Below are 24,388 nucleotides of genomic sequence, written 5' to 3'. Positions count from 1 at the left end.
ATTACGGTAGGTTTATTGACGGAACAATTAATGTGAGAAAAAGTTAATGCCCGGTATCACTGTGACAGGATTAAGAAGTATAAATCCGTGCGGCGAACCTAGTGATAAGCCTATCGGCGATGCCGCCCGGATGGCTGCTAACGCGATGATCTATCGCTATATTCTTTCCGTTGCTCTCCTATCCTGACCATCCCCTTATTTATCGCATGCCGATGCCGCCGAGCGCGGGCCAGCGCCAATCACAAAGGGAAACACTACCTCATATTCGTTTGCTTGCTCGTTACGAATTGTCAGAAATAGAATAGAAGGGAAACAGTGCTAAACAGGCTTTTTTCATACCTTTTATCTATAACGATGTATCATACCGGTTCTACGCATGACCCACCGCTGCCAGAACGCAGCAAAGGCCGCCAGCGACATAGCGCCAGGGGAAGGCTATAAACGGAAAGTGGATTGACGGCATGCATCTGAATTTGGCTTTATTTAAAAACGACAGCACCGGGTTAAACAGCCTGAATGTCTTCATGGTGACGCTGATTGGCTGCAACATCGGTGCGCACGCCCGGCTTTCCGAGCTTGACCTGTCCGTCTTCTGGCCGGTGAACATCATCATCGCCGCGCTGTTTTACCGCTGCCGGTATCTGAACACGCCCTGGTACTACGCCGTCTCTTACGCGGCGATGATCCTGCAGGACTCGCTGTTTTACGGCTGGGGACTGACCGCGTTTACCATCAATTCCGCCAATATCGCCTTTATCGTCGTCCTCACCCAGTTGCTCAACTGGCCCGGTTTCCTTGCCCGCCGGGAAACCGACATGATCAGTTCGCTGTATGTTTTCGTCGCCTGCATGATCGCGGCGCTGGCCTGCGGTATCGTCGGCGCGCTGGCGCAACAACCCTGGCCCCGTTTCCCGGCGGCGGTGTTTCGCAGCAACTTTCTCAACTGGTTCAGCGACCAGTTCTACACCGCGGTGCTGTTCCTGCCGCTGCTGTTGACCCTGCGCAGCCAAATCCCGCTGCGTTTCCCGGCGCTGCGGCTGCCGGACGCGCTGCCGCTGTTGCTGTTGCTGCTGTCGATCTGCGTGGCCCCGTTGCTCGGCCCGGTTGCCATTCTGGCGTTTCCGCTACCGGCGCTGACCTGGTGCGCCATCGTCTATCCGCTGTGGCTGATTCGGTTGATCACCTTGTGTATCGGGTCCGCCGAGCTGATTCTGACCGCGGAACATGTTTACGCGCTGTATGGCTCGCAAGATCCGCTGTTTATGCATCAGGTCACCATCGCCCGCATCGGCATTGCCGCCACCATTTTCAGCCCGCTGATGATGGCGACCAACGCCCGCACCATTCGCCAGTTGAACGCCCGCCTGCTGCAACAGGCCAGCCATGATTTTCTAACCGAAACCCTGTCGCGCTACGGTTTTACCGAAGCGCTGACGGCACAGGGCCAGAGCGTCAAATCGCTGCAGAGCTCGGTCAATATCATGCTGATCGACATCGACCATTTCAAAAACATCAACGACAGCTTCGGGCACGACTGCGGCGATGAGATCCTGCGTCAGGTGGCGACCGTGATAAAACAGACCATTCCCACGCCGGGGCTGGTCAGCCGCATCGGCGGAGAAGAGTTCGCCGTGGTCTGCTTCAATCACAGCCCGTCGGCGTTTTACCGGCTGGCCGATGGGCTGCGCCAGACCATCCAGCACACCCCGTTTATGTTCAACCAGCAGCAGGTGCCGGTCACCGTCAGCATCGGCATCGCGCATGCGCCGACGCCGGGCAAATATCTGGTGGATACGGTGCATCAGTTATTTCCGCTGGCGGACAAAAACCTCTACACCGCCAAACGCGAGGGGCGCAACCGCACTATTCAGTAGCAATAGCCGATACGGACCCAGTAGCCGGGGCCGGAATCAGCGCCGGAAAGGCCTGATGACCATCACTGCTGACCATCACTGCTGACACCAGCTGTCAGCTGTCGCGTGTACATTCTCCGGGACTCAATCGAGAAGGAAACGCCATGTCATCCCATGCCCCAATCGCGCTATTTCCCCATGACCAGAACCCACCGCGCCACTACTGGGTCGGCGTAGTTTCCGCCGAACACGTCCGGTACGCGCTCGACGGGGGTTACATTCAGGTTTGCCACGGCAAACTTAGCGCGCTGAAACGCGCAAAGCCCGGCGACGGGTTCGTCTATTACTCACCCAACCAGACTTTCAAAGGGAAGGAACGCTACCAGCATTTCACCGCCATCGGCATCATAAAACGCGGCGATCCCTACCGGTTCGATATGGGAGACGGCTTTGTGCCGCATCGCCGCGACATCGACTGGGCGGGCGGCGTGGAAGCGCCCATCCGCCCGCTGCTGGGCCGCCTTGATTTCACCGCCGGCCGGACGAACTGGGGCTACGCGTTGCGCTTTGGCCTGTTCTCCATCAGCGAGCATGACTTCCGCCTGATTGCCGAAGCCATGCAGGCGGACCAGTCCAGACTGTTCCCATGACCGCGCTGGGCGCAAACATCGGCGCTAACGCAGCACACGTCAACCGGGCGGAGAAGGAGGCCGGACATCATCCGGCCCGACGCGGCATCCGCTGACCAACGCGGTGCAGTACGCAATCAGACTATGCCATCAGCGCCTTACACATCACCCGCGTCCTGCGCCAGCTCGCGCATGCGCTCAGAAGCGGCGTGCGCACGGTGGTCGCGCGCCAGCAGGGTATAAATCGTCGGCAGTACAAACAGGGTGAAGAACGTGCCGATCAACATGCCGGTGACCACCACAATACCGATGGCGAAACGGCTGGCCGCTCCCGCCCCGCTGGCAAACAACAACGGCACCAGCCCCACCACCATCGCCGCCGTGGTCATCAATACCGGACGCATACGGATAACCGCCGCGCGGTGCATGGCGTCAAGCGGCCCCAGCCCTTCATGCTTCTGAATGTCGTTGGCGAAGGACACCATCAAAATCCCGTGTTTGGAAATGAGGCCGATCAGCGTCACCAGCCCGATCTGGGTATAGATATTCAGCGTGGTGTAACCCAGCCAGAGCGGCAGCAGCGCGCCACAGATCGCCAATGGGACGGTCACCAGAATCACCAGCGGGTCGCGCATGCTTTCAAACTGGGCGGCCAGCACCAGGAAAATCACTACCAGCGCAAACGCGAATGATACCGTCAGGCGATTGCCTTCTTTGACATATTGCCGGCTGTCGGATTGCCAGTCGATTTTCGCCCCCGGCGGCAGCGGCTGGTTTTGCAGGAACTCGACCGCCTGCCCCATCGTTACCCCCGGCATCAGCACCGCCGACAGCGTGATGGCGTTCATCTGGTTAAACTGCGGCAGGCGGTTGGCTTCCGGCTGGATATGCACGTCCACCACGGTAGACAGCGGCACCAGCTTGCCGGACTGCGCGCGCACGTAATACCCGCCGAGATCCTCCGGGGAAATGCGCTGTGCCTGCGGCACCTGCGCAATCACGTCGTAGGAGCGATCGAACCAGTTAAACCGGTTGATATAATTCTCCCCGACCAGCACGGCCAGCGTATCGGCAATGGCGCTCATGCTGACCCCCATTTCCCCCGCTTTGGCGGCGTTGATCGTCAGGTTCGCTTCCGGGCTGTCAAACGCCAGATTACTGTCGACAAACGCAAACAGCCCGCTGCCCCAGGCCGCGCCTTTAATGCGCTCGACCGCGCCGTACAAACTGCGGAAATCGTCCGGCGAGCGCACCACCATCTGCACCGGGAATCCGGCGGTGCCGGCCGGCAACGGCGGCGGCTGGAACGCCGTAGCGTACACGCCGGTGATTTCGCCGCTGCGGGCATTCAGCGTCGCCTGCACCCCGGTCGCGTTCTGATGCCGTTCCGTCCACGGCGTCAGGATCACGCCGCCGAAACCATAGCTTGGCCCGTCGGTGCCGTTGACAAAGAAACTGCTCTGGTAATCCGGCAGCGCGCGAAACAGGTTCTCCACATCATGCGCATAGCGCTCGGTGTAATGAATGTTGGCGTATTGCGGCCCACGGGTCTGAACAAACACGTATCCCTGATCTTCCTGCGGCGCCAGCTCTTTCTGCAGCCCCATAAACAGCAGCACGATCCCGGCCAGCACCGCGGCGCATACCAGCAACACGGCAGCGCGGGCATGCAGCGTGCGCGCCAGTAGCCGCTCATAACGGCCAGCCAGCCCGTGCATGGCATGCTCAATACGTTTAGCCAGACGCCCTTCCGAAACGCTGGCGTTCAACAAATAGCTGCTCATCATCGGGGACAGCGTCAGCGCCACAATCCCGGACACGATGACCGAGCCGGCCAGCGTGAAGGCAAATTCCCTGAACAACGCGCCGGTCAACCCGCCCATCAGGCCGATCGGGGCATAGACCGCAGCCAGCGTGATGGTCATCCCGATGACCGGGCCGATAATTTCACGCGCCCCCAGCAATGCCGCCCGCGGCGGAGACAGTCCGTCTTCAATGTGGCGATGGATGTTTTCCACCACCACGATGGCGTCATCCACCACCAGACCAATCGCCAGCACCATCGCCAGCAGCGTCAACAGGTTGAGGGAAAAGCCGAACGCCAGCATCAGCATCGCCGTTCCCACCAGCGACAGCGGGATGGTCACTACAGGAATAATCACCGCCCGCAGCGAGCCGAGGAAGAGGAAGATGACCACAATGACAATCACGATCGCTTCCAGCAGGGTATGCATCACCTCATCGATAGCCGCATTCACAAACCCCGCGGTATCAAACTGGCTGGATACCGTCATGCCCGGCGGCGCGGCGCGTTGCAGGTCGGGAATCAGGGCTTTCACGCCTTTTACGATCTCCAGCGGATTGCCGTCCGGCGTCGGTGAGATCGCCAGCGCCACCGTGCGCGTCCCATTGGTTAACGCGCTGCTGTCGTAGTTTTGCCCACCCAGCTCCACCGTCGCCACATCGCCCAGACGCACGATGCCGTTACCCGCCCGCTTAAGCACCATCGCGCGGAAATCGTCAACGCTTCGCAGGTCCGTCGCGGCCATAATCGGAACTTGCGTCACGTCGCCCTTGAGCATGCCCGGCGCCGCCTGCACGTTATTGGCGCGCAGGGCATCGGCCAGATCGGAAGCGGTCAGGCCGCGGGCCGCCAGTTTGACCGGGTCAACCCACAGGCGCATCGCCAGCGTCTGCCCGCCTTCAATACTGGCGGACGCCACGCCGGGAACCGACGTGATCAACGGCTGCGCCACCCGGGTGATAAAATCCGTGATTTCCGGGATGCTCTGCCGTTCGCTGGCGAACCCCAGGTATTGCACCGCGGAGGCGCCGTCGGTGATTTTGGAAATGACCGGATCGTTAACGCCCTGCGGCAGGCGATATTTCACCTGCTGCACCTTGGCGAGAATCTCCGTCATTGCCCGGTCCGCATCCGCGTTCAGCACCAGCTTCGCCTTGATCTGACTCTTGCCCTGAGTCGACGTCGATGACAGGTATTCAATGCCGTTGGCGGTCGCAATCGACTGCGCGATCGGCGTCGTCACAAACCCCTGCATGACATTTTGCGTAGCGCCCGGAAAGTTGGTGTCCACCACGATGGTGGCGCTTTCCATTTTCGGGTATTCGCGCATCGGCAGGGAAAAGAGCGACGCGACGCCGACCAGCAGGATCAGAATGCTGAGCGCGACGGATAAAATCGGCCGCCGGATAAAGATATCGGTAAACCGCATGCTTACTCCTTACCCGCATCAGGGCGGGCGACAGCGGCCGCCGGTTTTTGCACTACGTTGACGTCGGCGCCCGGCTGGATGCGCAACTGCCCTTCCGTCACCACCACGTCTCCGTCCTTGAGGCCGCGGGTGATCATGACCCGATCGCCGAGCCGACGCCCCGTCGCCACCGTTACGAACTCCGCCTTGCCGCCTTTTTCCGGCGATTCGCCGCGCACGGCGATCACCGCATCCCCGGACGACGAGGTCATGATGGCGGTCGCCGGCACCAGCAGCCCGTCGGGCGTGTCCGGCAATATCACCGTCGCCGTGACGTACATGCCGGGGCGCAGTTGCTGCGCGTCGTTATTCAGGCGGGCGCGAACGGTGGCGTTGCGGGTATCCGTCCCGACCTGCGGCTCGATAGCCGTCACTTTCGCCACCGACGCCGGCACGTCCGGCATGTCGCTGATGACATCCACATCCTGACCGGGCCGGATGCGGGACAACATCTGCTGTGGAACCGTGAAATCCACATACAGCGCATCAAGCGCCGTCAGCGTCGCCACGGTATCGCCGGCGTTCAGGTACTGACCGGCGTCGACCTGCCGCAGTCCTAACTGGCCGCTGAACGGGGCGCGAATCGCTTTCTGGCGGATCCGCGCCTCAAGCTGCATCACCTGCGCGGCGGTGCGATCGCGCTCGGACTGGCGTTGTTGCAGGACTTCCGTCGAGATGGCGCCGGTTTCCGCCAGTTTACCGGCGCGCTGATACTGCTGCTGGGCAAAGACGGCGGCGGCGTTGGCGGCGACAAGGTCGGCGCGCTCAGGCGCATCATCCAGTTGCACCAGCGGCGCGCCGGCTTTGACGGTCATGCCCGAATCAAAACCGATTGCCGTCACCCGCCCGGCGGTTTCACTGGCCAGCGTGACCTGATTAACGGCGCGCAGATTGCCTAACGCATCGAAACGGTCCGGCACCGGGGCGGCCTGAAGCTTCAGCGCCACAACGTTGACGGGCGCGCCCGGCGCATATCCCCACGCGGTGTTGCGGCTGACGCGCCAGAACCAGAGCAGAGAAACAATCACCGCCAGTACAACCACGGTAACAATGACGATCTTCCAGGACCTGTGCCTGTCGGTATGGGCAAACGGCGCGTGCTGCGAATGGTGATTCATATCTACTCCAGAGAAAACAGACTGACAGTCTAATTACGCCGATTTTGTACTTTCAGTCGGTTTTTTGTCAAAGAATTATTTTCAGTGCAAAATACCGTCCGTATACGTCACCGGCGCGCGCTTTACGCGGCCCGGTCCTACCGATGGAAGGAGAAGCCTTTGCCGCAGGAAACGCTGTCTGAACGGAGTGAACACGCCGCGACAGGAAGAAAAACCCAGCCGCGGGGACGCCGCAGCGCCCGTAAGCTACTGGATACCGCCATGGCGCTATTTGCGGCAAAAGGCGTTGAAGCCACCACGGTGGATGAGATTGTTGACGTGGCCGGACTGTCGAAAGGCACCTTCTACCACCATTACGACAGCAAAAGCGCATTGCTGGATGCGCTGCGCGCTGAGTTTATCCGGCGCTTTCACGAGCATATCAACGGCGCGCTGGCACGCTGCGCCAAAGAGGATTACGCATCCCAACTGGAAAGCTGGGTGCGGGCGGCGATCGAAAGCTATCTTGAGCTGGGAGAATTGCACGCCATTGTATTCAGCGGCGCCGACTACCTGCTGTGGAGCGCCAGCGATGAAGCGTTTATGGGGGAGTTCATCGCCATACTGGAACAAGGGCACCGGGCCGGCGCGTGGCGGGTAACTGACGCGCACCTGACCGCCACGTTTATTCTGCGCGGCTTACTGGGCGTGATCGATGACCGTCTGCTCAGTGGTCAAGACGCCCTGTCGGCCTGGCCGACGGTGGCGGCGCTCGTCGCTGCGTTGGTGGGCCTTCCCGGTCAGGTCGAGCCTCGCCAAGAGTAATAAGGTCTGCCGCTCGCCGGTCTGGTTCGCGGCGTGTCCGCACCGGCGAACCAGGCCTCGCCTCACCGCCAGGCGCCTTACCGTTCAGCGCCTTGCCATTGCGGCAGACTGCTCTATGATTAGTGCGTTTCACTACCCTCAGCGCGCGCCACAACGCGGAATAACCATGCGAAATCGCCAGCTTGTCGGAAACCTTTTTTTAGCGCTTGCCTGCCTGATCATGCTGACCTGCCTGATACAGCGGGTCGCCAGTTTGCAACTGCTGCTGGCGAACCCTATTAGCGCGTCGGCGTTCGGACCAAGCGAGGATCCGCCCGCCGCCATAACGCCCTGTCAGCTAAGCGCGCATTCGCTGCTGATGGTGCAGCCGCTGCTGATGGAACACATCATCCCGCTCCTCCCCCTGTTGTTTGCCGCCGTGGCTCCGCGGGTAAAGATCAGGCTGACGTTTACGGTCGCCCACCTGTTTTTCCCGCCGCTACTGCGCATACACCTGAAGCATTGCGTTTTTCGTGAATGAGTTAACCGTCACCCCGGTTTTCTTCGCTGGCACAATGACATTCAACGCATGAAATTTATCGAGATATCACGATGAAATACCGTTACTTACTGCTGTCCGCCCTGCTTGCCGCCGTATCGGCGCAGGCCGAAAAGCCGATTCCCCCAGCCGTCAAACAGTTCGAAAAGCAGGGGATTAAACTCATCAAACCCTTTTCTGCGCCGGGCGGTTTACAAGGCTGGCTGGGCGAATATCAAAAAATGGGCGTCACGATTTACCTGACGCCGGATGGCAAGCACGCCATTTCTGGCTACATGTACGACGAGAAGGGCAACAATCTCAGCGAACAGCTGATTGAAAAAACGCTCTACCTGCCGGCGGGGCGGGAAATGTGGAAAAAACTGGAGCGCGCGCCGTGGATTGCCGAAGGTAAAACCGACGCCCCGCGCACCATCGTGGTGTTCGCCGATCCGTTCTGCCCGTACTGCAAGCAGTTCTGGGAAATGGCCAAACCCTGGGTGGAGTCCGGCAAGGTCCAGATCCGCACCTTGCTGGTCGGCATCATCCGTCCGGACAGCGGCCGTTACGCCGCCGCCATCCTCAGCGCGAAAGACCCTACACAGGCCTGGCGCGACTTTGAGTTATCAAACGGGAAAACCGTGCCGCCGTTCCCGGAGTCCACACCTACGGTGATTGTGAAAAAACTGCAGTACAACCAGCAGTTGCTCGACGAGCTGGGTGCCAACGCCACCCCGGCGATCTACTACATGAATGCCGACAACGCGTTGCAACAGGTCGTTGGTCTGCCCGATGAAAAGCAACTGGCCGATATGATGGGGAAATAAACCATGCCCCGGCGCAGGCCGGGGCATGCTGTCACCTATTCGCCCGGCCGCGATGGCGCCACCGGGCGAATACCACGATGTGGGGTCAGGCGAACGGCGGGGTCAGGGCAACGGCAAATCGGCATGCGTCACCTCTCTGATGAAAAATAACCGGGCTGATGAAAAATAACCGGGTCGGTGAAAATAACCGGGCTGATGAAATAACGGTTTCGATGAAAAAGAACGGTCCTGAGGAAAAACGGGCTTCAGTATGGCAATAAGCCGCCAGTTGCCGCGCCGCGCCCAGCAGCATGGCGGTGTGGCCGTCATGCCCACAGGCATGGTGCGCGCCGCTGTGCTGACTGCGCCACGGTTGCCCGCTCTGCTCGTCCATCGGCAGCGCGTCCATGTCGGCGCGCAGCCCGACCCAATGGTCGCGGTTTCGGCCGTGCAGTACGCCCACCACGCCGGTGCCGCCGATGCCGGTATGCACTTCCAGCCCGCAGGCGGCGAGAAAATCCGCCACCCGCTCAGCGGTACGATGCGCCTGAACCCCTAACTCCGGGTGCGCGTGCAGATCGCGGCGCAACGCCGCCAGCTCGTTATCCGTCATGTTTAATACCCTCGTTGACGGTCGATCACGCCGACCATCGGCTCGCCCCGCTCAAAACGGGCGATGTTGTCCATCAACGCGCTCACCGCGCTGTCCGCCTGGGTCTGGCTGGCGATATGCGGCGTCAGCCACAGCGCCGGGTGCGACCAGAACGGATGCGTCGGCGGCAACGGCTCCGGATCGGTGACATCCACCACTGCGCCCCGCAGGCGACCGCTATCCAGCGCCGCCAGCAGATCGTCGTGGTTCAGCTGCGCGCCGCGCCCGACCTGCACCAACGCCGCACCCGCCGGCAACTGGTCGAATAGCGACGCGTTGAGCATGCCGTGGGTGGCAGAGGTCAGCGGCAGCAGGCACACCAGAATGTCGGTGTCGGCCAGAAACGCCGCCCGCTGCGCGTCACCGGCAAAACACGCCACGCCCGGCAAGGATTTGGGCGTGCGGCTCCAGCCGCGACAGGCGAAACCAAGCGACTGCAACTGCGTCACCACCGCCTGCCCAAGCTCGCCCAGCCCCATCACGCCGACGCGGCGTTGCGACGCCGGCACCAGCGGATGTCCCTGCCAGCGTTGTTCGCGCTGCTGTTGCAGATACAACGGCATGTCGCGGTGCAGCCCCAATACGGCAAAGGTGACGTACTCCACCATGCCGCTGACGATGCCCGGTTCCACCATTCGCGCCACCGGCAGCGACGGCGGCAGCGCCGCATAGTCGAATTGATCGGCGCCGGCGCCCACGGAAAACAACACCTTGAGATTGGGCAGGCTGGCGATCAGGTCCGCCGACGCGTCCCACGCCACCAGATAGTCCACCGCCGCCGGGTCCGGCACCTCGGGCCACTGCCAGAAACGCGCCTGCGGATAACGGCGGGCGATGATTTCCGCCCACTGCCGCCCACGCTCTGCCATCGACTTATACAGAATGTTCATTACGCCATCGCCTGCGTCATCAGCGCCCAGGCACGCATTCCGCCCGCCTCCGGCTGCCACAGCGCACCCCGGATCATGGTGACCGGCGCGTCCACCTGCTGCAGCCCGCAGTCGGCCAGCCAGCTTCCCAGCCCGAGCGCGGCATCGCTGTCGATACGGACAAATTCGCCGCTGACCTCGGCCATCAGCGCGCCGATCAACCGACGGGCGTTATCCGCGCTGTCGGCAATCACCGGGCCGATGGCGTAACCGCGGCCAAAACGGCGCAGCGCGGCAAAACCAGCGGTACGGCCGTGCTGTTCCAGCACCCGACTCTGCGCCGACTGACGCAGCAACCAGGCGATCAGCGCCGGACGCGCCAGCCCGTGCGCCTGTTGATCCAACGCCGTCAGGTATGGCGCATCATCCAGCGCGGCGGCCCGCAGCCGTTGCCCATCGAGCAATACGGGCGCGGCGAACGCCGGCAACCGCGGACACTGGTACTGATGGATTTCACCCACCGGCGCGAATCCCAGCCGGGCGTACAGCCCCTGCCCGGCGGCCGTGGCGTGCAGCCGCACCTGATAGCCGTCAAGGCCGGCTAACAACCCTTCCATGAGCATCCGGCCGATGCCGCGCCCCTGCTGCTGCCCGTCCACCACCACCAGACCGATAGTGGCCCAGCGGTCCCCCCAGCGCCAGCACAGCGCGGTGCCCACCGGTTGCCCCCGGTCTTCCGCCACCAGTCCTTCGCCCAGTTGCAGCGCGTCCCGCCAGTCTTCCAGCCGGTGCGGCCAGTTCATCTGCTGAGTCAGCGACCAGCCGTAGTCGGCATCCGCCGCCGTCATGGCGCGTAACGTTATCGTCATGTCTGGTCCTCACATCATGCCCGGCGCCTTCAGCCCGGAACCGTCCACCAGTCGGGCATAGCGGAACGGGGTCGGGTCCACCACCGGCGTCTCGCCGGTCACCAGATCCGCCGCCAGCCGACCGGCGCCCGGTCCAATGCCGAAACCGTGCGCGCTATACCCGGCGGACAACACCAGCCCCGGCAGACTCTCCACCGTCGAAATCACCGGAATGGCGTCCGGCGTGCTGTCTATCATGCCGCCCCACGCCTGTACGGCGCGGATAGCGGCCAGCGCCGGGTATTCACGCCGCATCGCCGCCAGCCCTTCGCTCACCATCGCCATGTCCGGCGCCGGGTCGAGAATGCGGGTTTTCTCGAACGGCGAAACGCCGTCGAATGACCAGCTTGCCCACGCCTCCGGCCCGCACAGGAACGGTTTGATGCCCGGCCGGAACGACAGGTTTTTACGCCGGGCGCGGAAGGTAGGGTAAAATTGACGGGCGTAGCGCAGGCTCTGGAAACCCGGCTCCAGCCGGCCGCGCCCGGACACCGACACCGTATAGCTGCCGTCCAGCTGCGGGCGGCAGGCAAACGCGGCGGTGTAAAACGGCAGGCCGATCGCCTGTTCGATCGGCGCGGTGCGAAACGCGGTGCCAATCACGTTGCCCAGCGGCAGTTCGATGCCGTGACGACGGCAGAACAGCGAGCTCCAGACGCCGCCGGCGCAAATCACCGTTGAGGTTTTCACCCGCCCGCGCTCGGTCCACACGCCGCTGACCCGCCCGCCGCTGATGTCCAGCCCGCGCACCGCGCACTGTTGGATCACGCTGGCGCCGAGGCGCTGGGCGGCGATCGCCAGCCCGGCGCAGGCCAGCGCCGGTTCGGCATGGCCGTCGGTGGGCGACGACACCCCGCCCAGCCACGCGGTGGTGCTGCCCGGCGTCATCGCTTTGGCCTGCTCGGCATTCAGGATGTCGCTGCGCACGCCATAGCCTTTCGCCATCTTGCCCCACTTGTCCCAGGCGTCGATCTCCGTCTGATCCTGCGTGGTGTACAGCAGGCCGGAGCGGCGGAATCCCAGCTCTTCGCCGGTTTCCTGTTGCAGTTCCTCCCAGCGGCGCAGCGCGTAGATAATCAGCGGCAATTCGCGCTCGTCGCGGTTCTGCTGCCGACACCATCCCCAGTTGCGGCTGGATTGCTCGCCGCCGACCAGCCCTTTTTCCAGCAGCAACACGCTGACGCCTTTTTTCGCCAGTTCATACGCTGCCGCCGCGCCGGCAATTCCGGCGCCAATCACCACCACGTCCGCCTGATCCGGCAACTGGCTGCTGTCCTGAACATATCTGATGGGTGCAGGCATGTTGTTCCTCTGTAATTCCCTAAGTAATAGAAAAGGCGTCGTTGACGCCGGGGCTGTTAACCAACAGCCCAATTGTTTTTGTTACCAACCCGTCCATGCACGTACGATAAGCGACGCTGCGCAGAATAAACAGCCATGTTGCGTTGCAACGCCCTCGCTCGCCCGCATAAGCGGTGAAGGCGCAAGCTAGCGGTCTGTCGCCACGGCGTTCCGTTTATTCCGCCCGCAACTATTCCGCCCGCAACACGTCGGCCGGTAAGAACTCATGCTCTTCCAGCCAGCCCAGCCGCAATTCCGGCACCGCCAGTTTGAGGCATTCATCATAGCGTTCCGACGACGGCTTATCGTAATCGGCGCGGGCCACCTGCGTCACTTTATGTCCATCTTTCATCACGATAATTTCATCGCATACCACCAACGCCCGCGCGGCCGATGCGCATTCAACAGGATGTAACGAAACAAACCACGGTGTTACCGGCGCAAACCGCATTTTGTGCCGTCAGCGGCAGGCGAACGGCGCTGGCGGACGATGCCGGATTTTCCGGGGTCATATCCTGCAACAGACGGTTATCAGCCGGTCACGATCTCTCAACCCATTCCGATAGCTGTATCAAGCGCATCGTCAACAATGGGCGGGAACCCTACGACCACGAGGTGGATTATCATGCTAACCAAAAGACGTAAATCCCTGCTGGGCTACATTCCTGATATCCCGGATATCCGCGACCATTTCTACGCGCCGGACCCAAGCGTACTGAAAGTCTTGCCGGCCAAAGTAGACCTGACCCCGACGTTCGAAGTGTACGATCAGGGCCCCATCGGCTCCTGTACCGCTAACGCGCTGGCGGGCGCCGTACAATTCAGCCGGTTAAAAATCGGTGAAAGGCCGAACTTCACGCCTTCCCGGCTATTTATCTACTACAACGAACGCACCATTGAAGGAGACGTCAAACACGACTCCGGCGCCATGCTGCGCGACGGTATCAAAACCCTGCACAAACTCGGCGTCTGCCCGGAAGACGAGTGGCCCTACGTGGCGACGCCGCCGCAGGAAGACGGCGGCGAGTTCCCGCCCGGCGCGCCGGCCGCCACCAAACCACCGGCGCGCTGCTATCAGGATGCGCAGAAATATACCATCACCAACTATCAGCGGCTGCACCAGGACCTGGCGCACCTGCAAAACTGTCTGGCCTGCGGCTTTCCATTTGTGTTCGGTTTTACCGTGTACTCCAGTTGGGTTGATTTGAAAAATCTGCCGGTGGTGGTGCCGTTGCCCTCCGGCAAGGACAGACCGGAAGGCGGTCATGCGGTGCTGTGCGTGGGGTATGACAACGCCACTCAGCTATTCAAATTCCGAAATTCGTGGGGAAAAGACGTGGGGGAGAACGGCTATTTCTACATGCCGTACGCCTACCTGCTGGACCGCCGGCTGTCGCAGGATATCTGGACCATCAATACGGTTAAGAATTAGGCGCTCTGATTGGCCGGTATCCGGCAATACTTCGTGCAGCTTGCGCAGCGTCCCGCACACCGCGATGAAAGTACGGACAAGGCCGGCATCAGGCGGCAGACCTTGTCCTGTCTTTTTTCAGGATAGCGTTGTGCGATACGCGGGCTGCGCCTTGGCGCGCGAGCCGGATAGCGTGAACGCCGAGATAATAGTCACCGTCAGGGCGATCGCGCCAAGAATCAGATAGGTGTGCTGAAAACCGATGCGGTCATACAGATTCCCCGCCATCGCCGACAGGAAAATCGCCGCCGACTGTTTGGCGAACTGAAAGCCAATCAGGTAGATGGTGGCGGACAGTCGGGTGTCGAAGGTGGTGGTGATGTACTTGAACGCGCCCACCAGCAGGAACGGCACCTCCAGCGCATGCAGCATTTTCAACGCCACGACTTCCACCGCCGTGGTGGCGAACGCCGACCCGACGATGCGTACCGTCATGATCGTCCCCGCCACCAGTAACGTGTTTTTGGCGCCGATGCGGTTGATGATCCACGGCGAACAGAACATGATGACGGCATTAGCCAGTTCGCCAAGCGTGGTGGCAAAGCCAAATACCTGATTGCCCTGTTGCGGCGTGGCGAAAAACGATTTGAAGAAGTTGGCGAACTGCTGGTCGAACACGTCATACACGCAGGCCACCCCCACCACGTACAGCACAAACATCCACAGTTTGCGATCGCCAAATACCCCGGCCGCCATTTTCAGCGTCATTTGCGGTTGATTGGCGCCCAGCGCGTCCATCACCTGCGCCGTCGGATGCGGCTCGGGACGGGCTATCAGCAGCAACACCAGCAGAATCACCGCCGCGCCGGATCCCATCCAGAACACCAGCGCCGGGTTGACGTTAAACAACATGCCCGCCGTCGAGGCGCACAGCCCCCAGCCCAGGCAACCGAACATACGCGCCTTGCCGTACTCGAAACCGCTCTGGCGGCTGACGCGCTCAATGTAGGCTTCCACCGCGCCGGAACCGGCGGAAAACACCAGCCCGATATACACGCCGCCCGCCATCGCCCCCAGCAGGCTGTTGACCCTGAGCAGCGGCGCAAACACATACAGAAAGAACGGCGCGAACAAAAACAGCAAGATGGCGATAACCCACAGCAGGTGTTTTTTCAGCCCCAGCCGGTCCGACAATACGCCCATCAGCGGCTGAAACAGAATGGCGAACAGCGAAATGGCGGAAAACACCACCCCGGTCTGGGTTTTGTTCAGGCCAATCACTTCCGCCAGCCAGACCGGCAGAAACGGAAAGCAAGTCGCCATAATGAAGAAGTACAGAAAGAAGAACAGGCCGAAAATCCAGAAATTACGATTATGTTTGTGGGTGGTGATGCGTGGGGTCGGGTGGCTGATGTCCATATTATTATCCTCAGAGGGTCCAGACTGGGGAGAGGTCGCCCTCTCCCGCCGTATTACAGACGTTCCAACGCCAGCAGCAGCGCCGTTTCCGGGTTGAGGATCGGCAGGCGCAGCCCGGCTTTCATCAGCCATTCACCGCTGTATTCCGCCGGCGTCGCCATCCACGCCGGTAACTGGCGCATGGTGCTGCCGCCTTCGATCACCGGCTTCAGGTCGGGGTGATCCACCACGGTCAACCGATAGCGAGCCTGCGGGTCCAGGCCGGGGAAGCGCAGCACCCCAGCCAGCGCGTAATCCGGCATCGCCAGTTGCGCCGCCAGAAACAGCGCCTGACGCCGATCGGCGCTGACCACCCCTTGCACCTGGGTGGAGGCGTCCGGCATGTCGACCCGCCACAGGCAGCCGGTGTGCAGCAGCGCGCGGTAACGCCGGTGCAACGCCACGTAATGGCGAAAACCAGCCTGCTCCTGCGCATCGGCGCGCACCGGGTCCAGTTCGATGCCCATATGGCCGAACAGCGCCGTCAGGCCGCGAAAGGCAATGCCGTGCCGGCGTCCGGTGGCATGACAGCGATGATGACCGATGTGCGCCCCCATCACCTCGGGCGGAAAGAAGTAGCTCATACCGCGTTGAATCGTCTGCCGCTCCAGCGCGTCGTTATTGTCGGACGCCCAAAAGCGGTGGCAACGCCGCAGCACCTCATAATCGATACGCCCGCCGCCGGACGCGCAGGACTCAAACTCCACCTGCGGGAAGCGCTCGCCCAGCACATCGAGCAGACGGTAAAACGCCTGCGTCTGACGGTCGGCCGCCGCCCGTCCCTGATGCGCCGGTTGCACCAGCTCGCGGTTCATATCCCATTTCACGTAATCGATAGGGTGCTCGCCCAACAGCCAATTCAGGCGCGCCAGCAGGTAATCGAAGACCTCGGGGTTAGACAGGTCGAGCACGTACTGGTAACGACCGCTCGGCTGAGCGTAGCCGGGCAGCGCCAACAGCCAGTCCGGGTGGGCGCGGCAGAGATCGGAATCCGGGTTGACCATCTCCGGCTCCACCCAGATACCAAACTCCATGCCCAGTTCACGCACATGGTTTATCACCGGCATCAACCCCTGCGGGTACTTGCGTTGGTCCACGTACCAGTCGCCGAGCGCGGCGCGGTCATGGTCGCGGCCGCGAAACCAGCCGTCGTCGATAATGAAGCGCTCAACGCCCAGCGCCGCCGCCTGACTCGCCATCTGCATGATGTAGGCCGGGTCATGCTCGAAGTAGATCCCTTCCCAGGTGTTGAGGTGCACCGGGCGCGGCTTACCGTGCGGAAAACGGATAATCTCCTGACGCAAAAACCGGTGAAACTGCTGGCTCATGCCGTTCAGCCCCTGCCCGGAACAGGCGGCGTACAGCCACGGCGTGGTCAGAGACTCCCCCTGCGCCAGCGCGATTTCGCCGGGCAGATAGAGCGCCTCCGCCTGCAACAGCCGCCGGCCGTCGGTTTTCACTTCCGCGCGCAGCCGGTGATTGCCGCTCCAGCCAAGGTGTACGCCCCACACCTGACCATGCTGCTCGGCAAACCCCGGCTCGCCGCCGATCATCGCCGGAAAATATTCGTGCGACGTGCGCCCGCGGCGGTTTTCCTGCACCAGACTGCCGTGCGACAACAAAGTGCGATGCGGCTGAAACTCCCGCACCCAGCGGCCGTGAAACGCCATCACCTCCGCCGCCGACTCCGGCAGCGGCAGCGTCGTCGCCAGCCGCTGTACCTGCCAGTCGCCCGGATGCAGATTGGTCAGGCTGTGACGCAGTTGCAGTACCCCGCTGTCGGCGTGCAGCCGTAATTCGGTGGTCAGGCGCAGGCCGGCCTGCGGGTCTTCCGCCACGATAACCAGTTGCTGCGGGTCGGGTTGCCGTACCTCAACGGTGGTCAGCACCGCAAAGGCGTCGAGGCCGTTGCGATGACCTTCGATCCCCGGCGAGCCGAACAGCCCGCGTCCGGTTTCCGCCGCCAGCGTCACCGGCACATCCACATCCAGCCGTCCGTTCGCCACCGGCCGCGACAGGCTGTCGGCATCCTGCGGTGAAAACGTCGCCAGATGCGGCCCCCAGTACAGTATTTCCGCCGCCGGCCGGCAGCGGACAATCACGTCCGTCGCCGGACTGGCGAGACGAATCAGCGTCGTATCCATCCTCATCCTCCTGAACGATTGATGAGGTTAGTTGTATTCCGAAACGTTTCGGATTGGAACCGAAACGTTTTGGTTTTGTGATCGGGTTAAAAAGCGAACGATGAAAGCGATGATATGAACGCGTCGGCGGGAACGGCTATCCAGCCTGCGCCGGCGGCGGATTATCGGTCTGCCCGGCACGCAATTGCGGTTGCCACAAGACCTGCAACGACGCAGGATCGTCTCCCGCCAGCAGGCGAAATACCATATCGGCGATCTGCTGCCCGACCTGCGCGCGGGTGGCCTGCGTAATAGCGGTGACCGGTATCTCCACCAGCGAGTCAGCCGGCAGGCCGTCATAGACGATCAGCGATACCGCCTGCTCGCCCTGCAGGCGTCCGCTGTCGCGCAACGCCAGCGCTGCCCCCTCCCCCTGCGTACTGCCGTCGACAACGATGGCGGTGGGCGGCTGCGGCAGTGCCAGCCATTGCAAGGTGGTCTGGTATCCTTCCCGGCGTGATGGCGCGACCTGACGCAGCAATTCGTCACGCCGGTCGATACCGGCGGCGGCCAGCGCGTCCAGATAACCGGCGCGCCGCTGGACAATGAACGACTGCGGGTGGTGTTCGCCAAGAAAGGCGATATGGCGATGGCCGAGCGCGATCAGGTGACGGGCGGCGAGCGCGGCGCCGGCCTGATTGTCGAAATCGAACCAGGCATAGGGCGACGGCAGGTCGCTGCGCCCGAGCGCCAGAAACGGAAAGCGGATCGATTGCAGATACTGCAGGCGAGAGTCCTGTTGCAGGGTGTGGGCGACAATCAGCGCATCCACCCGGCGGCTTTCAATCATGCGCAAAAACGCAGGGTGGTCGGACTGCTCTTCGTCGGCGATCAACAGCAGGTCAATCTCCTGCTTCGACAATTCATGGCTGATCTCCGCCACCATCTCCATAAAGGTCGTATTGCTGAGCGGCGCAGGCTGCAACGGGAACACCAGACCCACCGCATCAATGCGGCCCATTTTCAGGCGGCGGGCAAAGGTGTTCGGACGATAGCCGAGACGTCGCGCCTCCTCTTCCACCCGCAGACGCGTCTCGGCGGCCACGTCATCGTAGCCGTTCAGCGCCCGACTGACGGTAGTGACCGACAGCCCCAGCGTTTTTGCAATCTGTTTCAGTGACATGGCGCATCACCCACCCTGAATTCCGTTACGCGCCAGACTATCACAAATCGCCGCAAGGGGGGGATGTGAGAGGCTGTTGACAAACAGCTGGATGTCTTGTGAATGGTATTATCCGTCTGGACTGTGGATGATTTCGTGCGAGGTAAAGCCAATCTTTCCTTTGTAATATTACCGCTCGCACGACAAGGAGAGGTTGTATCTTGCTCATGTCGTGATTAGCTATCACGACATGAAACAGAGTGAGCTCAAACGCCACCTCTCCTTGACCACTGGCCGAGGGCTAAACAGTGCCGCTTCGCGGTTCCTTCGGCTTTCGCCGCGTCCATGCGGCTCACCCGGCGAAGTCGGCCACCTCAGCACCGTTTTTAACGCCGGAAACCCCTTCGCCTGCCATGAAAGGCACTACGAGAAGGGAGCCTTATTTCTTGTCTTTATTGGCCTTGCCGATCACATCACGCGCCCAGCGCGGGTGATGTTTCAACGCCCACTTCTCGGATACCTTGCCTTCGATCATCCCTTTGATCGAGCCGCGCACCCAGAACGCCATGTACATGTGAATCAGGATGGCGTGGATCAGCACGATGGCCGCCGTGGCGTGCAGCAGAATGGCGTAACGCACCACGTCGATCGGGAACAGATGCGCGAAGTACGGGCGCCACATGATGATGCCGGTAATCAGCAGCACCAGCGTCAACCCCATGATGCTCCAGAACATCATCTTCTGGCCGGGGTTGTACTTGCCCACGTCGGCGACTTCATGCTCATTACCCTTCAGCACCTCGATGATGTTGAGGAACCACGGCAAATCACGCAGCTTCGGAATGTTATGCCCGACAAAGCGGAAGAACATCGGCACCAGACACACCACAATCAGAATACCGAAGAACGGGTGCATGATGCGTCCCATCTGCGGCGTACCGAAGGTCTGCGTCAACCATTGCAGCGTCGGGAAAAACAGCGCGATGCCGGACAGCGCCACCATAAAGAAACTGATCACCACAATCCAGTGGCAGACACGGTCAATAAATTTGGTGCGCACAATCATTTTCGGGTTACTCATGCTTATCTTCTCCTTCGTGCGGTTGCCCTTCATGCGGGTGCGCGGTCTCTTCCGTGTTCGGCCCGATGCCGATGTAGTGGAACATCAACCCGGCGAAGGTGGCGACGAAGCCCAGCGTCGAAAGCGGTTTGAGAATGCCTTTCCACAGGTTGACCGGCGTCGAGATTTTCGGGTTGTCCGGCAGGTTATGGTACAGCGACGGTTTATCCGCATGATGCAACACATACATCACGTGGGTGCCGCCGACGCCCTGCGGGTCGTACAGGCCGGCCTGGTCGTAGCCGCGTTTTTGCAGATGCGCGACACGTTCGGCGGCGAGCTGCTTCATCTCGTCCTTGGTGCCGAAGTGGATGGCGCCGGTCGGGCAGGTCTTCACGCAGGCCGGCTCCTGTCCGGTGCTGACGCGATCCACGCACAGCGTGCATTTGTAGACGCGGTTATCCTGCTTGTTTAAGCGCGGAATGTTGAACGGACAGCCGGCGATGCAATAGCCGCAACCGATGCAGTGCTCGGACTGAAAATCGACGATGCCGTTGGCATACTGAATGATGGCGCCCGCCGATGGGCAGGCTTTCAGGCAGCCCGGTTCGGCGCAGTGCATACAGCCGTCCTTGCGGATCAGCCACTCAAGACGGTCTTCGCTTTCCACTTCGGAGAAGCGCATCACCGTCCAGGATTTGGCGCTCAGATCGGCCGGATTGTCGTACACCCCAGCGTTGTGACCGACGTCATCACGGATGTCGTTCCATTCGGAACAGGCCGCCTGACAGGCTTTACAGCCGATGCAGGTGGTGACGTCGATCAGTTTGGCGACTTCGCTTTTATCATTCCGAACCTGTGGCGGCGGCGTCAGGCTACTGGTGGCCGAGCGCTGGATAATATCCTGAGATTGCATTGACATAACGTTTTACCCTTACACCTTTTCCACATTGACCAGGAACGCCTTGTACTCCGGCGTTTGCGAGTTCGCGTCGCCGACGCTCGGCGTCAGGGTATTCGCCAGGAATCCCTTGCGCGTGGCGCCCTCAAATCCCCAGTGACAGGGAATGCCGACGGTTTCGATCGCTTTCCCGGCCACGGTCAGCGTCTTGATGCGCTTGGTCACCACCGCTTTCGCTTTGATGTAACCGCGCTGGCAGGACACTTTCACCATGTCGCCCGCCTGAATCCCTTTGCTTTTCGCCAGGTTCTCGCCGATTTCGACAAACTGCTCCGGCTGGATGATGGCGTTCAGGCGCGCATGCTTAGTCCAGTGGCGGAATAGCTCGGTAATGGAATAGGTGGTGGCGACGTACGGGAAATCGCTCGCCTTGCCCATGGTTTTGGCGTCGCGCGCGAACAGGCGCGCCGCCGGGTTGGACACCACCGCCGGGTGCAGCGGGTTGGTGCCAAGCGGGGTTTCTATCGGTTCGTAGTGCTCCGGGAACGGGCCGTCCGCCAGCTTGTCCAGCGAGAACAGCCGCGCCACGCCTTCCGGCAGCATGATGAACGGCATGGTGTCTTTGCCCGGCGGTACGGTGGCGGCAAAGTCCGGTACGTCGATGCCCTTCCACTTCTGGCCGTTCCATTCCAACAGCTTGCGTTTGCTGTCCCAGGGTTTGCCCTGCAAATCGGCCGACGCGCGGTTGTACAAAATGCGGCGGTTCTGCGGCCAGCACCAGGCCCAGCCCGGCGTGCTGCCCAGACCGACGTCGGTATTGTCGCGGTTAGCCATCTGGTTGCCGGCGTCGGTCCAGCTACCGGCGTAAATCCAGCAGAAGCTGGCGGTAGTGCCGTCGTCGCGCAGTTGCGAGAAATCGGACAGCTGCTGGCCTTTCTTCAGCACCAGATTGCCTTTGTCATCAAACACGTCCGCCAGCGCCATGCCGTTACCTTCGCGGGCGATCTCTTCCGGCGTCGGGTCTTCCGGGTCCTGATAGTTCCAGTTGATGTTCATCACCGGTTCCGGACAGACGCCGCCCTCTTCATGGTACAGCTCACGCAGGCGCATCATCAGCCGACCGAGGATTTTACCGTCGTGCAACGCTTCACCCGGCGGCTCAGCCGCGGCCCAGTGCCATTGCAGCCAGCGGCCGGAGTTGGCGATGGAGCCGTTTTCTTCGGCAAAACAGCTGGACGGCAGACGGAACACTTCGGTCTGAATGTCAGCCGAATTCACGTCGTTAAACTCGCCGTGGTTCTGCCAGAACGTGGAAGTTTCGGTAGCCAGCGGGTCGATCACCACCATGTATTTCAGTTTCGACAGCGCGGCGGTGGCCTTGTTTTTGTTGGCGAACGCCGCCAGCGGGTTAAAGCCCTGAACGATGTAGCCGTTCATTTTGCCGTCCAGCATCAGTTCGGTCTGGACCATCACGTCATAGCTGCGGTCCCACTTCGGCAGCCAGTCATAGCCCCAGTTGTTGGACGCCTGCGCGTTATCGCCCCAGAAGCTCTTCATCATGCTGATAAAAAACTTCGGCGTGTTCTTCCAGTAGTTCACCTGATCCGGCAGCAGCGCGTCCGGCGTGATCTGGCTGAGGTAGGTTTTCAGATCGCCCTGTTTCTCGGACGGCAGCGGCATGTAACCCGGCAAATTGAGGCTCAGCAGCCCCAGATCGGTATAGCCCTGAATGTTGGAATGGCCGCGCAGCGCATTGATGCCGCCGCCCGCCATGCCGATGTTGCCCAGCAGCAGTTGGATCATCGCCGCCGCGCGGATAATCTGCGCGCCGTTGGTGTGGTGGGTCCAGCCCAGCGCGTACATGAAGGTGGCGGTTTTGTTGGGTACGCAAGTGTCCGCCAGCGACCGGCAAATCTCTTCGTAGGCTTTCGCCGGCGTGCCGCACAGCGAGGTCACCATCTCCGGCGTGTAGCGGGAAACATGTTTTTTCAGCAGGTTCCACACGCAGCGCGGGTGGGTCAGGGTCATATCCCGTTTGGCGAAACCGTCCGCCCCCAGTTCGTACTGCCAACTGCTCTTGTCATACTGGCGAGTTTGTGGGTTATAGCCGCTGAACAGGCCGTCGTCGAAGCTGAAATCCTCACGCACGATCAGGCTGGCGCTGGTGTAAGACTTCACATACTCGTGGTGAATCTTGTCGTGGGTAATCAGGTAGTTGACGATGCCCAGCAGGAACGCGGCGTCGGAACCGGCGCGAATCGGCGCGTACAAATCGGCGACCGCGGCGGAACGGTTGAAGCGCGGATCGACCACAATCAGTTTGGCGTCATTGTGGGTTTTGGCTTCCACCGCCCATTTGAAACCGACCGGGTGCGCTTCCGCTGCGTTGCCGCCCATCACGATAATCACGTTGGCGTTTTTGATATCCACCCAGTTGTTGGTCATCGCCCCGCGGCCAAAGGTCGGCGCCAGTGCGGCAACGGTCGGGCCGTGGCACAGGCGGGCCTGACAATCGATGGCGACCATCCCCAGCGAACGGGCGAACTTCTGGTCGAGAATGCCGGTTTCATTGCTGGCGGCGGAAGAGCACAGCATCCCGGTGGTCAGCCAGCGGTTGACCAGCGCGCCTTTGGCGTTGACGCGCTCGAAATTGGCGTCGCGGTCTTTTTTCATCAGGCGGGCGATGCGGTCAATGGCGTCATCCCAACTGATGCGTTGCCATTTGTCCGAACCGGGCGCGCGGTACTCCGGGTATTTCAGGCGGCCTTCGCTGTGGATGTAGTCCACCAGACCGGCGCCTTTCGGGCATAACGAGCCGCGACTGACCGGATGATCCGGATCCCCTTCGATGTGAAAGATGGCGGGTTTGGCGTTTTTCGCCCCGTCGCCCAGGCTATACATCAGCAGCCCGCAGCCGACGGAACAGTAAGTGCAGTTATTGCGCGTTTCCTTCGCCCGCAGCAGCTTGTACTGACGGACCGATGCCATCGCTTCCGTTGGCGTAAACCCTAAGACAGCGAGTGTCGTCCCAGCCATTCCCCCGGCACAGACTTTAAAAAAGCCCCTTCGATTAACTTGCATGCTTTTCCCTATAAAATTTATGTATTTTTTTTGTTGCGGGAAATCTAACAACACGCCACGAGGAGATTTTGAGCAAAATCAAAAATTACGGTTTTAATGGTACATTCACCCCCTTTATGGGTATTGGCAGACGAATTTTCGTTATGTAATTAAATACATAACGATTAAAATGCTTATTTAATCGACATTGTGGCGCTGTTTCGCCCCCTATTTTTTTCGGTATCAGCACCTCATCTCACCATCACCGCCCACCCGCCATTACCCATACCAATAACCTATCGCTACGAATGCGTAACAATCGCGCCGTTCGGCAATGGCGTGAAGAAACCGGCCTGACGCGATTTTGCAACATACCGTCAACAGCCGGTTTTGCTGATAAACCACTGGGACCGGACGCTCCGGCACGATCAGCCGGCAGACGGC

Annotated in this window: 18 protein-coding genes and 1 pseudogene; 6 read left to right on the top strand and 13 right to left on the bottom strand. The window is 61.1% G+C overall.

Features of this window, described 5'->3' with window-relative positions:
* Window positions 1-461: 461 nt before the first annotated feature.
* Together DXXMK7_RS07860 and DXXMK7_RS07855 are read left to right on the top strand one after the other, a co-directional pair.
* Window positions 462-1,874 carry a GGDEF domain-containing protein gene (locus DXXMK7_RS07860; RefSeq protein WP_038660035.1) on the top strand — a complete coding sequence of 471 codons (1,413 nt, stop codon included), beginning with the start codon at window positions 462-464 and terminating at the stop codon, window positions 1,872-1,874.
* Window positions 1,875-2,017: 143 nt separating this feature from the next.
* Window positions 2,018-2,503, top strand: coding sequence for an EVE domain-containing protein (locus DXXMK7_RS07855; protein WP_049842650.1), 486 nt, complete (start codon window positions 2,018-2,020; stop codon window positions 2,501-2,503).
* 137 nt (window positions 2,504-2,640) lie between these two features.
* Here the strand turns inward: DXXMK7_RS07855 and DXXMK7_RS07850 are convergent, their stop codons facing one another.
* Window positions 2,641-5,715 (bottom strand): efflux RND transporter permease subunit, encoded by a 3,075-nt coding sequence (locus DXXMK7_RS07850; protein WP_038918597.1) that lies wholly within the window; start codon window positions 5,713-5,715, stop codon window positions 2,641-2,643.
* Between the two features lie 2 nt (window positions 5,716-5,717).
* Window positions 5,718-6,872 (bottom strand): efflux RND transporter periplasmic adaptor subunit, encoded by a 1,155-nt coding sequence (locus DXXMK7_RS07845; RefSeq protein WP_038918596.1) that lies wholly within the window; start codon window positions 6,870-6,872, stop codon window positions 5,718-5,720.
* A gap of 159 nt (window positions 6,873-7,031) precedes the next feature.
* On the opposite strand from DXXMK7_RS07845, the gene DXXMK7_RS07840 reads away from it, so the two are divergent.
* The 3 genes from DXXMK7_RS07840 to dsbG all read left to right on the top strand — a co-directional run bounded on the left by DXXMK7_RS07840 (window position 7,032) and on the right by dsbG (window position 9,020).
* Window positions 7,032-7,676 carry a TetR/AcrR family transcriptional regulator gene (locus DXXMK7_RS07840; protein ID WP_049842649.1) on the top strand — a complete coding sequence of 215 codons (645 nt, stop codon included), beginning with the start codon at window positions 7,032-7,034 and terminating at the stop codon, window positions 7,674-7,676.
* A 166-nt stretch (window positions 7,677-7,842) separates the two neighbouring features.
* On the top strand, window positions 7,843-8,196 hold the full coding sequence (locus DXXMK7_RS07835; RefSeq protein ID WP_038918595.1) for a hypothetical protein: 354 nt from the start codon (window positions 7,843-7,845) through the stop codon (window positions 8,194-8,196).
* Window positions 8,197-8,267: 71 nt separating this feature from the next.
* Window positions 8,268-9,020 (top strand): thiol:disulfide interchange protein DsbG, encoded by a 753-nt coding sequence (dsbG, locus tag DXXMK7_RS07830; RefSeq protein ID WP_038918594.1) that lies wholly within the window; start codon window positions 8,268-8,270, stop codon window positions 9,018-9,020.
* An 85-nt stretch (window positions 9,021-9,105) separates the two neighbouring features.
* On the opposite strand, the gene DXXMK7_RS23035 is transcribed toward dsbG, so the two are convergent.
* From DXXMK7_RS23035 to DXXMK7_RS07805, 5 genes and pseudogenes are all read right to left on the bottom strand, one after another.
* Window positions 9,106-9,612, bottom strand: coding sequence for a M20/M25/M40 family metallo-hydrolase (locus tag DXXMK7_RS23035; protein WP_038918593.1), 507 nt, complete (start codon window positions 9,610-9,612; stop codon window positions 9,106-9,108).
* A gap of 2 nt (window positions 9,613-9,614) precedes the next feature.
* Window positions 9,615-10,541 carry a glyoxylate/hydroxypyruvate reductase A gene (locus DXXMK7_RS07820; RefSeq protein WP_038918592.1) on the bottom strand — a complete coding sequence of 309 codons (927 nt, stop codon included), beginning with the start codon at window positions 10,539-10,541 and terminating at the stop codon, window positions 9,615-9,617.
* The gene (locus tag DXXMK7_RS07815) at window positions 10,541-11,389 is read right to left on the bottom strand and encodes a GNAT family N-acetyltransferase (protein WP_038918591.1); all 849 of its coding nucleotides are present in this window, start codon (window positions 11,387-11,389) and stop codon (window positions 10,541-10,543) included. Before DXXMK7_RS07815 ends, DXXMK7_RS07820 begins: the two co-directional genes overlap by 1 nt.
* A 9-nt stretch (window positions 11,390-11,398) precedes the next feature.
* A complete protein-coding gene (locus DXXMK7_RS07810; RefSeq protein ID WP_038918590.1) occupies window positions 11,399-12,730 on the bottom strand; it encodes an FAD-binding oxidoreductase in 1,332 nt (443 codons plus the stop codon).
* Between the two features lie 229 nt (window positions 12,731-12,959).
* Window positions 12,960-13,142: pseudogene (locus DXXMK7_RS07805) on the bottom strand (ABC transporter); the annotation flags it as partial.
* Window positions 13,143-13,394: 252 nt separating this feature from the next.
* Between DXXMK7_RS07805 and DXXMK7_RS07800 the strand changes: the two are divergent.
* Window positions 13,395-14,201, top strand: a complete 807-nt coding sequence (locus DXXMK7_RS07800) for a C1 family peptidase (protein WP_038918588.1) — start codon at window positions 13,395-13,397, stop codon at window positions 14,199-14,201.
* Between the two features lie 117 nt (window positions 14,202-14,318).
* Here the strand turns inward: DXXMK7_RS07800 and DXXMK7_RS07795 are convergent, their stop codons facing one another.
* The 6 genes from DXXMK7_RS07795 to fdnG form a co-directional block, all read right to left on the bottom strand.
* Window positions 14,319-15,599 carry an MFS transporter gene (locus DXXMK7_RS07795; protein ID WP_038918587.1) on the bottom strand — a complete coding sequence of 427 codons (1,281 nt, stop codon included), beginning with the start codon at window positions 15,597-15,599 and terminating at the stop codon, window positions 14,319-14,321.
* Between the two features lie 53 nt (window positions 15,600-15,652).
* On the bottom strand, window positions 15,653-17,782 hold the full coding sequence (locus DXXMK7_RS07790) for an alpha-galactosidase (RefSeq protein WP_038918586.1): 2,130 nt from the start codon (window positions 17,780-17,782) through the stop codon (window positions 15,653-15,655).
* Window positions 17,783-17,918: 136 nt separating this feature from the next.
* Window positions 17,919-18,944: a LacI family DNA-binding transcriptional regulator gene (locus DXXMK7_RS07785; protein ID WP_038918584.1), complete on the bottom strand. Its 1,026-nt coding sequence runs from the start codon at window positions 18,942-18,944 to the stop codon at window positions 17,919-17,921.
* 418 nt (window positions 18,945-19,362) lie between these two features.
* The gene (gene fdnI, locus DXXMK7_RS07780; protein ID WP_038918583.1) at window positions 19,363-20,004 is read right to left on the bottom strand and encodes a formate dehydrogenase-N subunit gamma; all 642 of its coding nucleotides are present in this window, start codon (window positions 20,002-20,004) and stop codon (window positions 19,363-19,365) included.
* Window positions 19,997-20,905, bottom strand: coding sequence for a formate dehydrogenase subunit beta (gene fdxH, locus DXXMK7_RS07775; RefSeq protein ID WP_038918582.1), 909 nt, complete (start codon window positions 20,903-20,905; stop codon window positions 19,997-19,999). Before fdxH ends, fdnI begins: the two co-directional genes overlap by 8 nt.
* Window positions 20,906-20,917: 12 nt before the next feature.
* Window positions 20,918-23,965, bottom strand: coding sequence for a formate dehydrogenase-N subunit alpha (gene fdnG / locus DXXMK7_RS07770; protein WP_071605191.1), 3,048 nt, complete (start codon window positions 23,963-23,965; stop codon window positions 20,918-20,920).
* Window positions 23,966-24,388: the final 423 nt, after the last annotated feature.

It is taken from the genome of Dickeya sp. MK7, assembly GCF_000406305.1.
Classification (GTDB): Bacteria; Pseudomonadota; Gammaproteobacteria; order Enterobacterales; family Enterobacteriaceae; genus Dickeya; species Dickeya fangzhongdai.
This window is presented reverse-complemented; position numbering and strand designations above follow the sequence as displayed.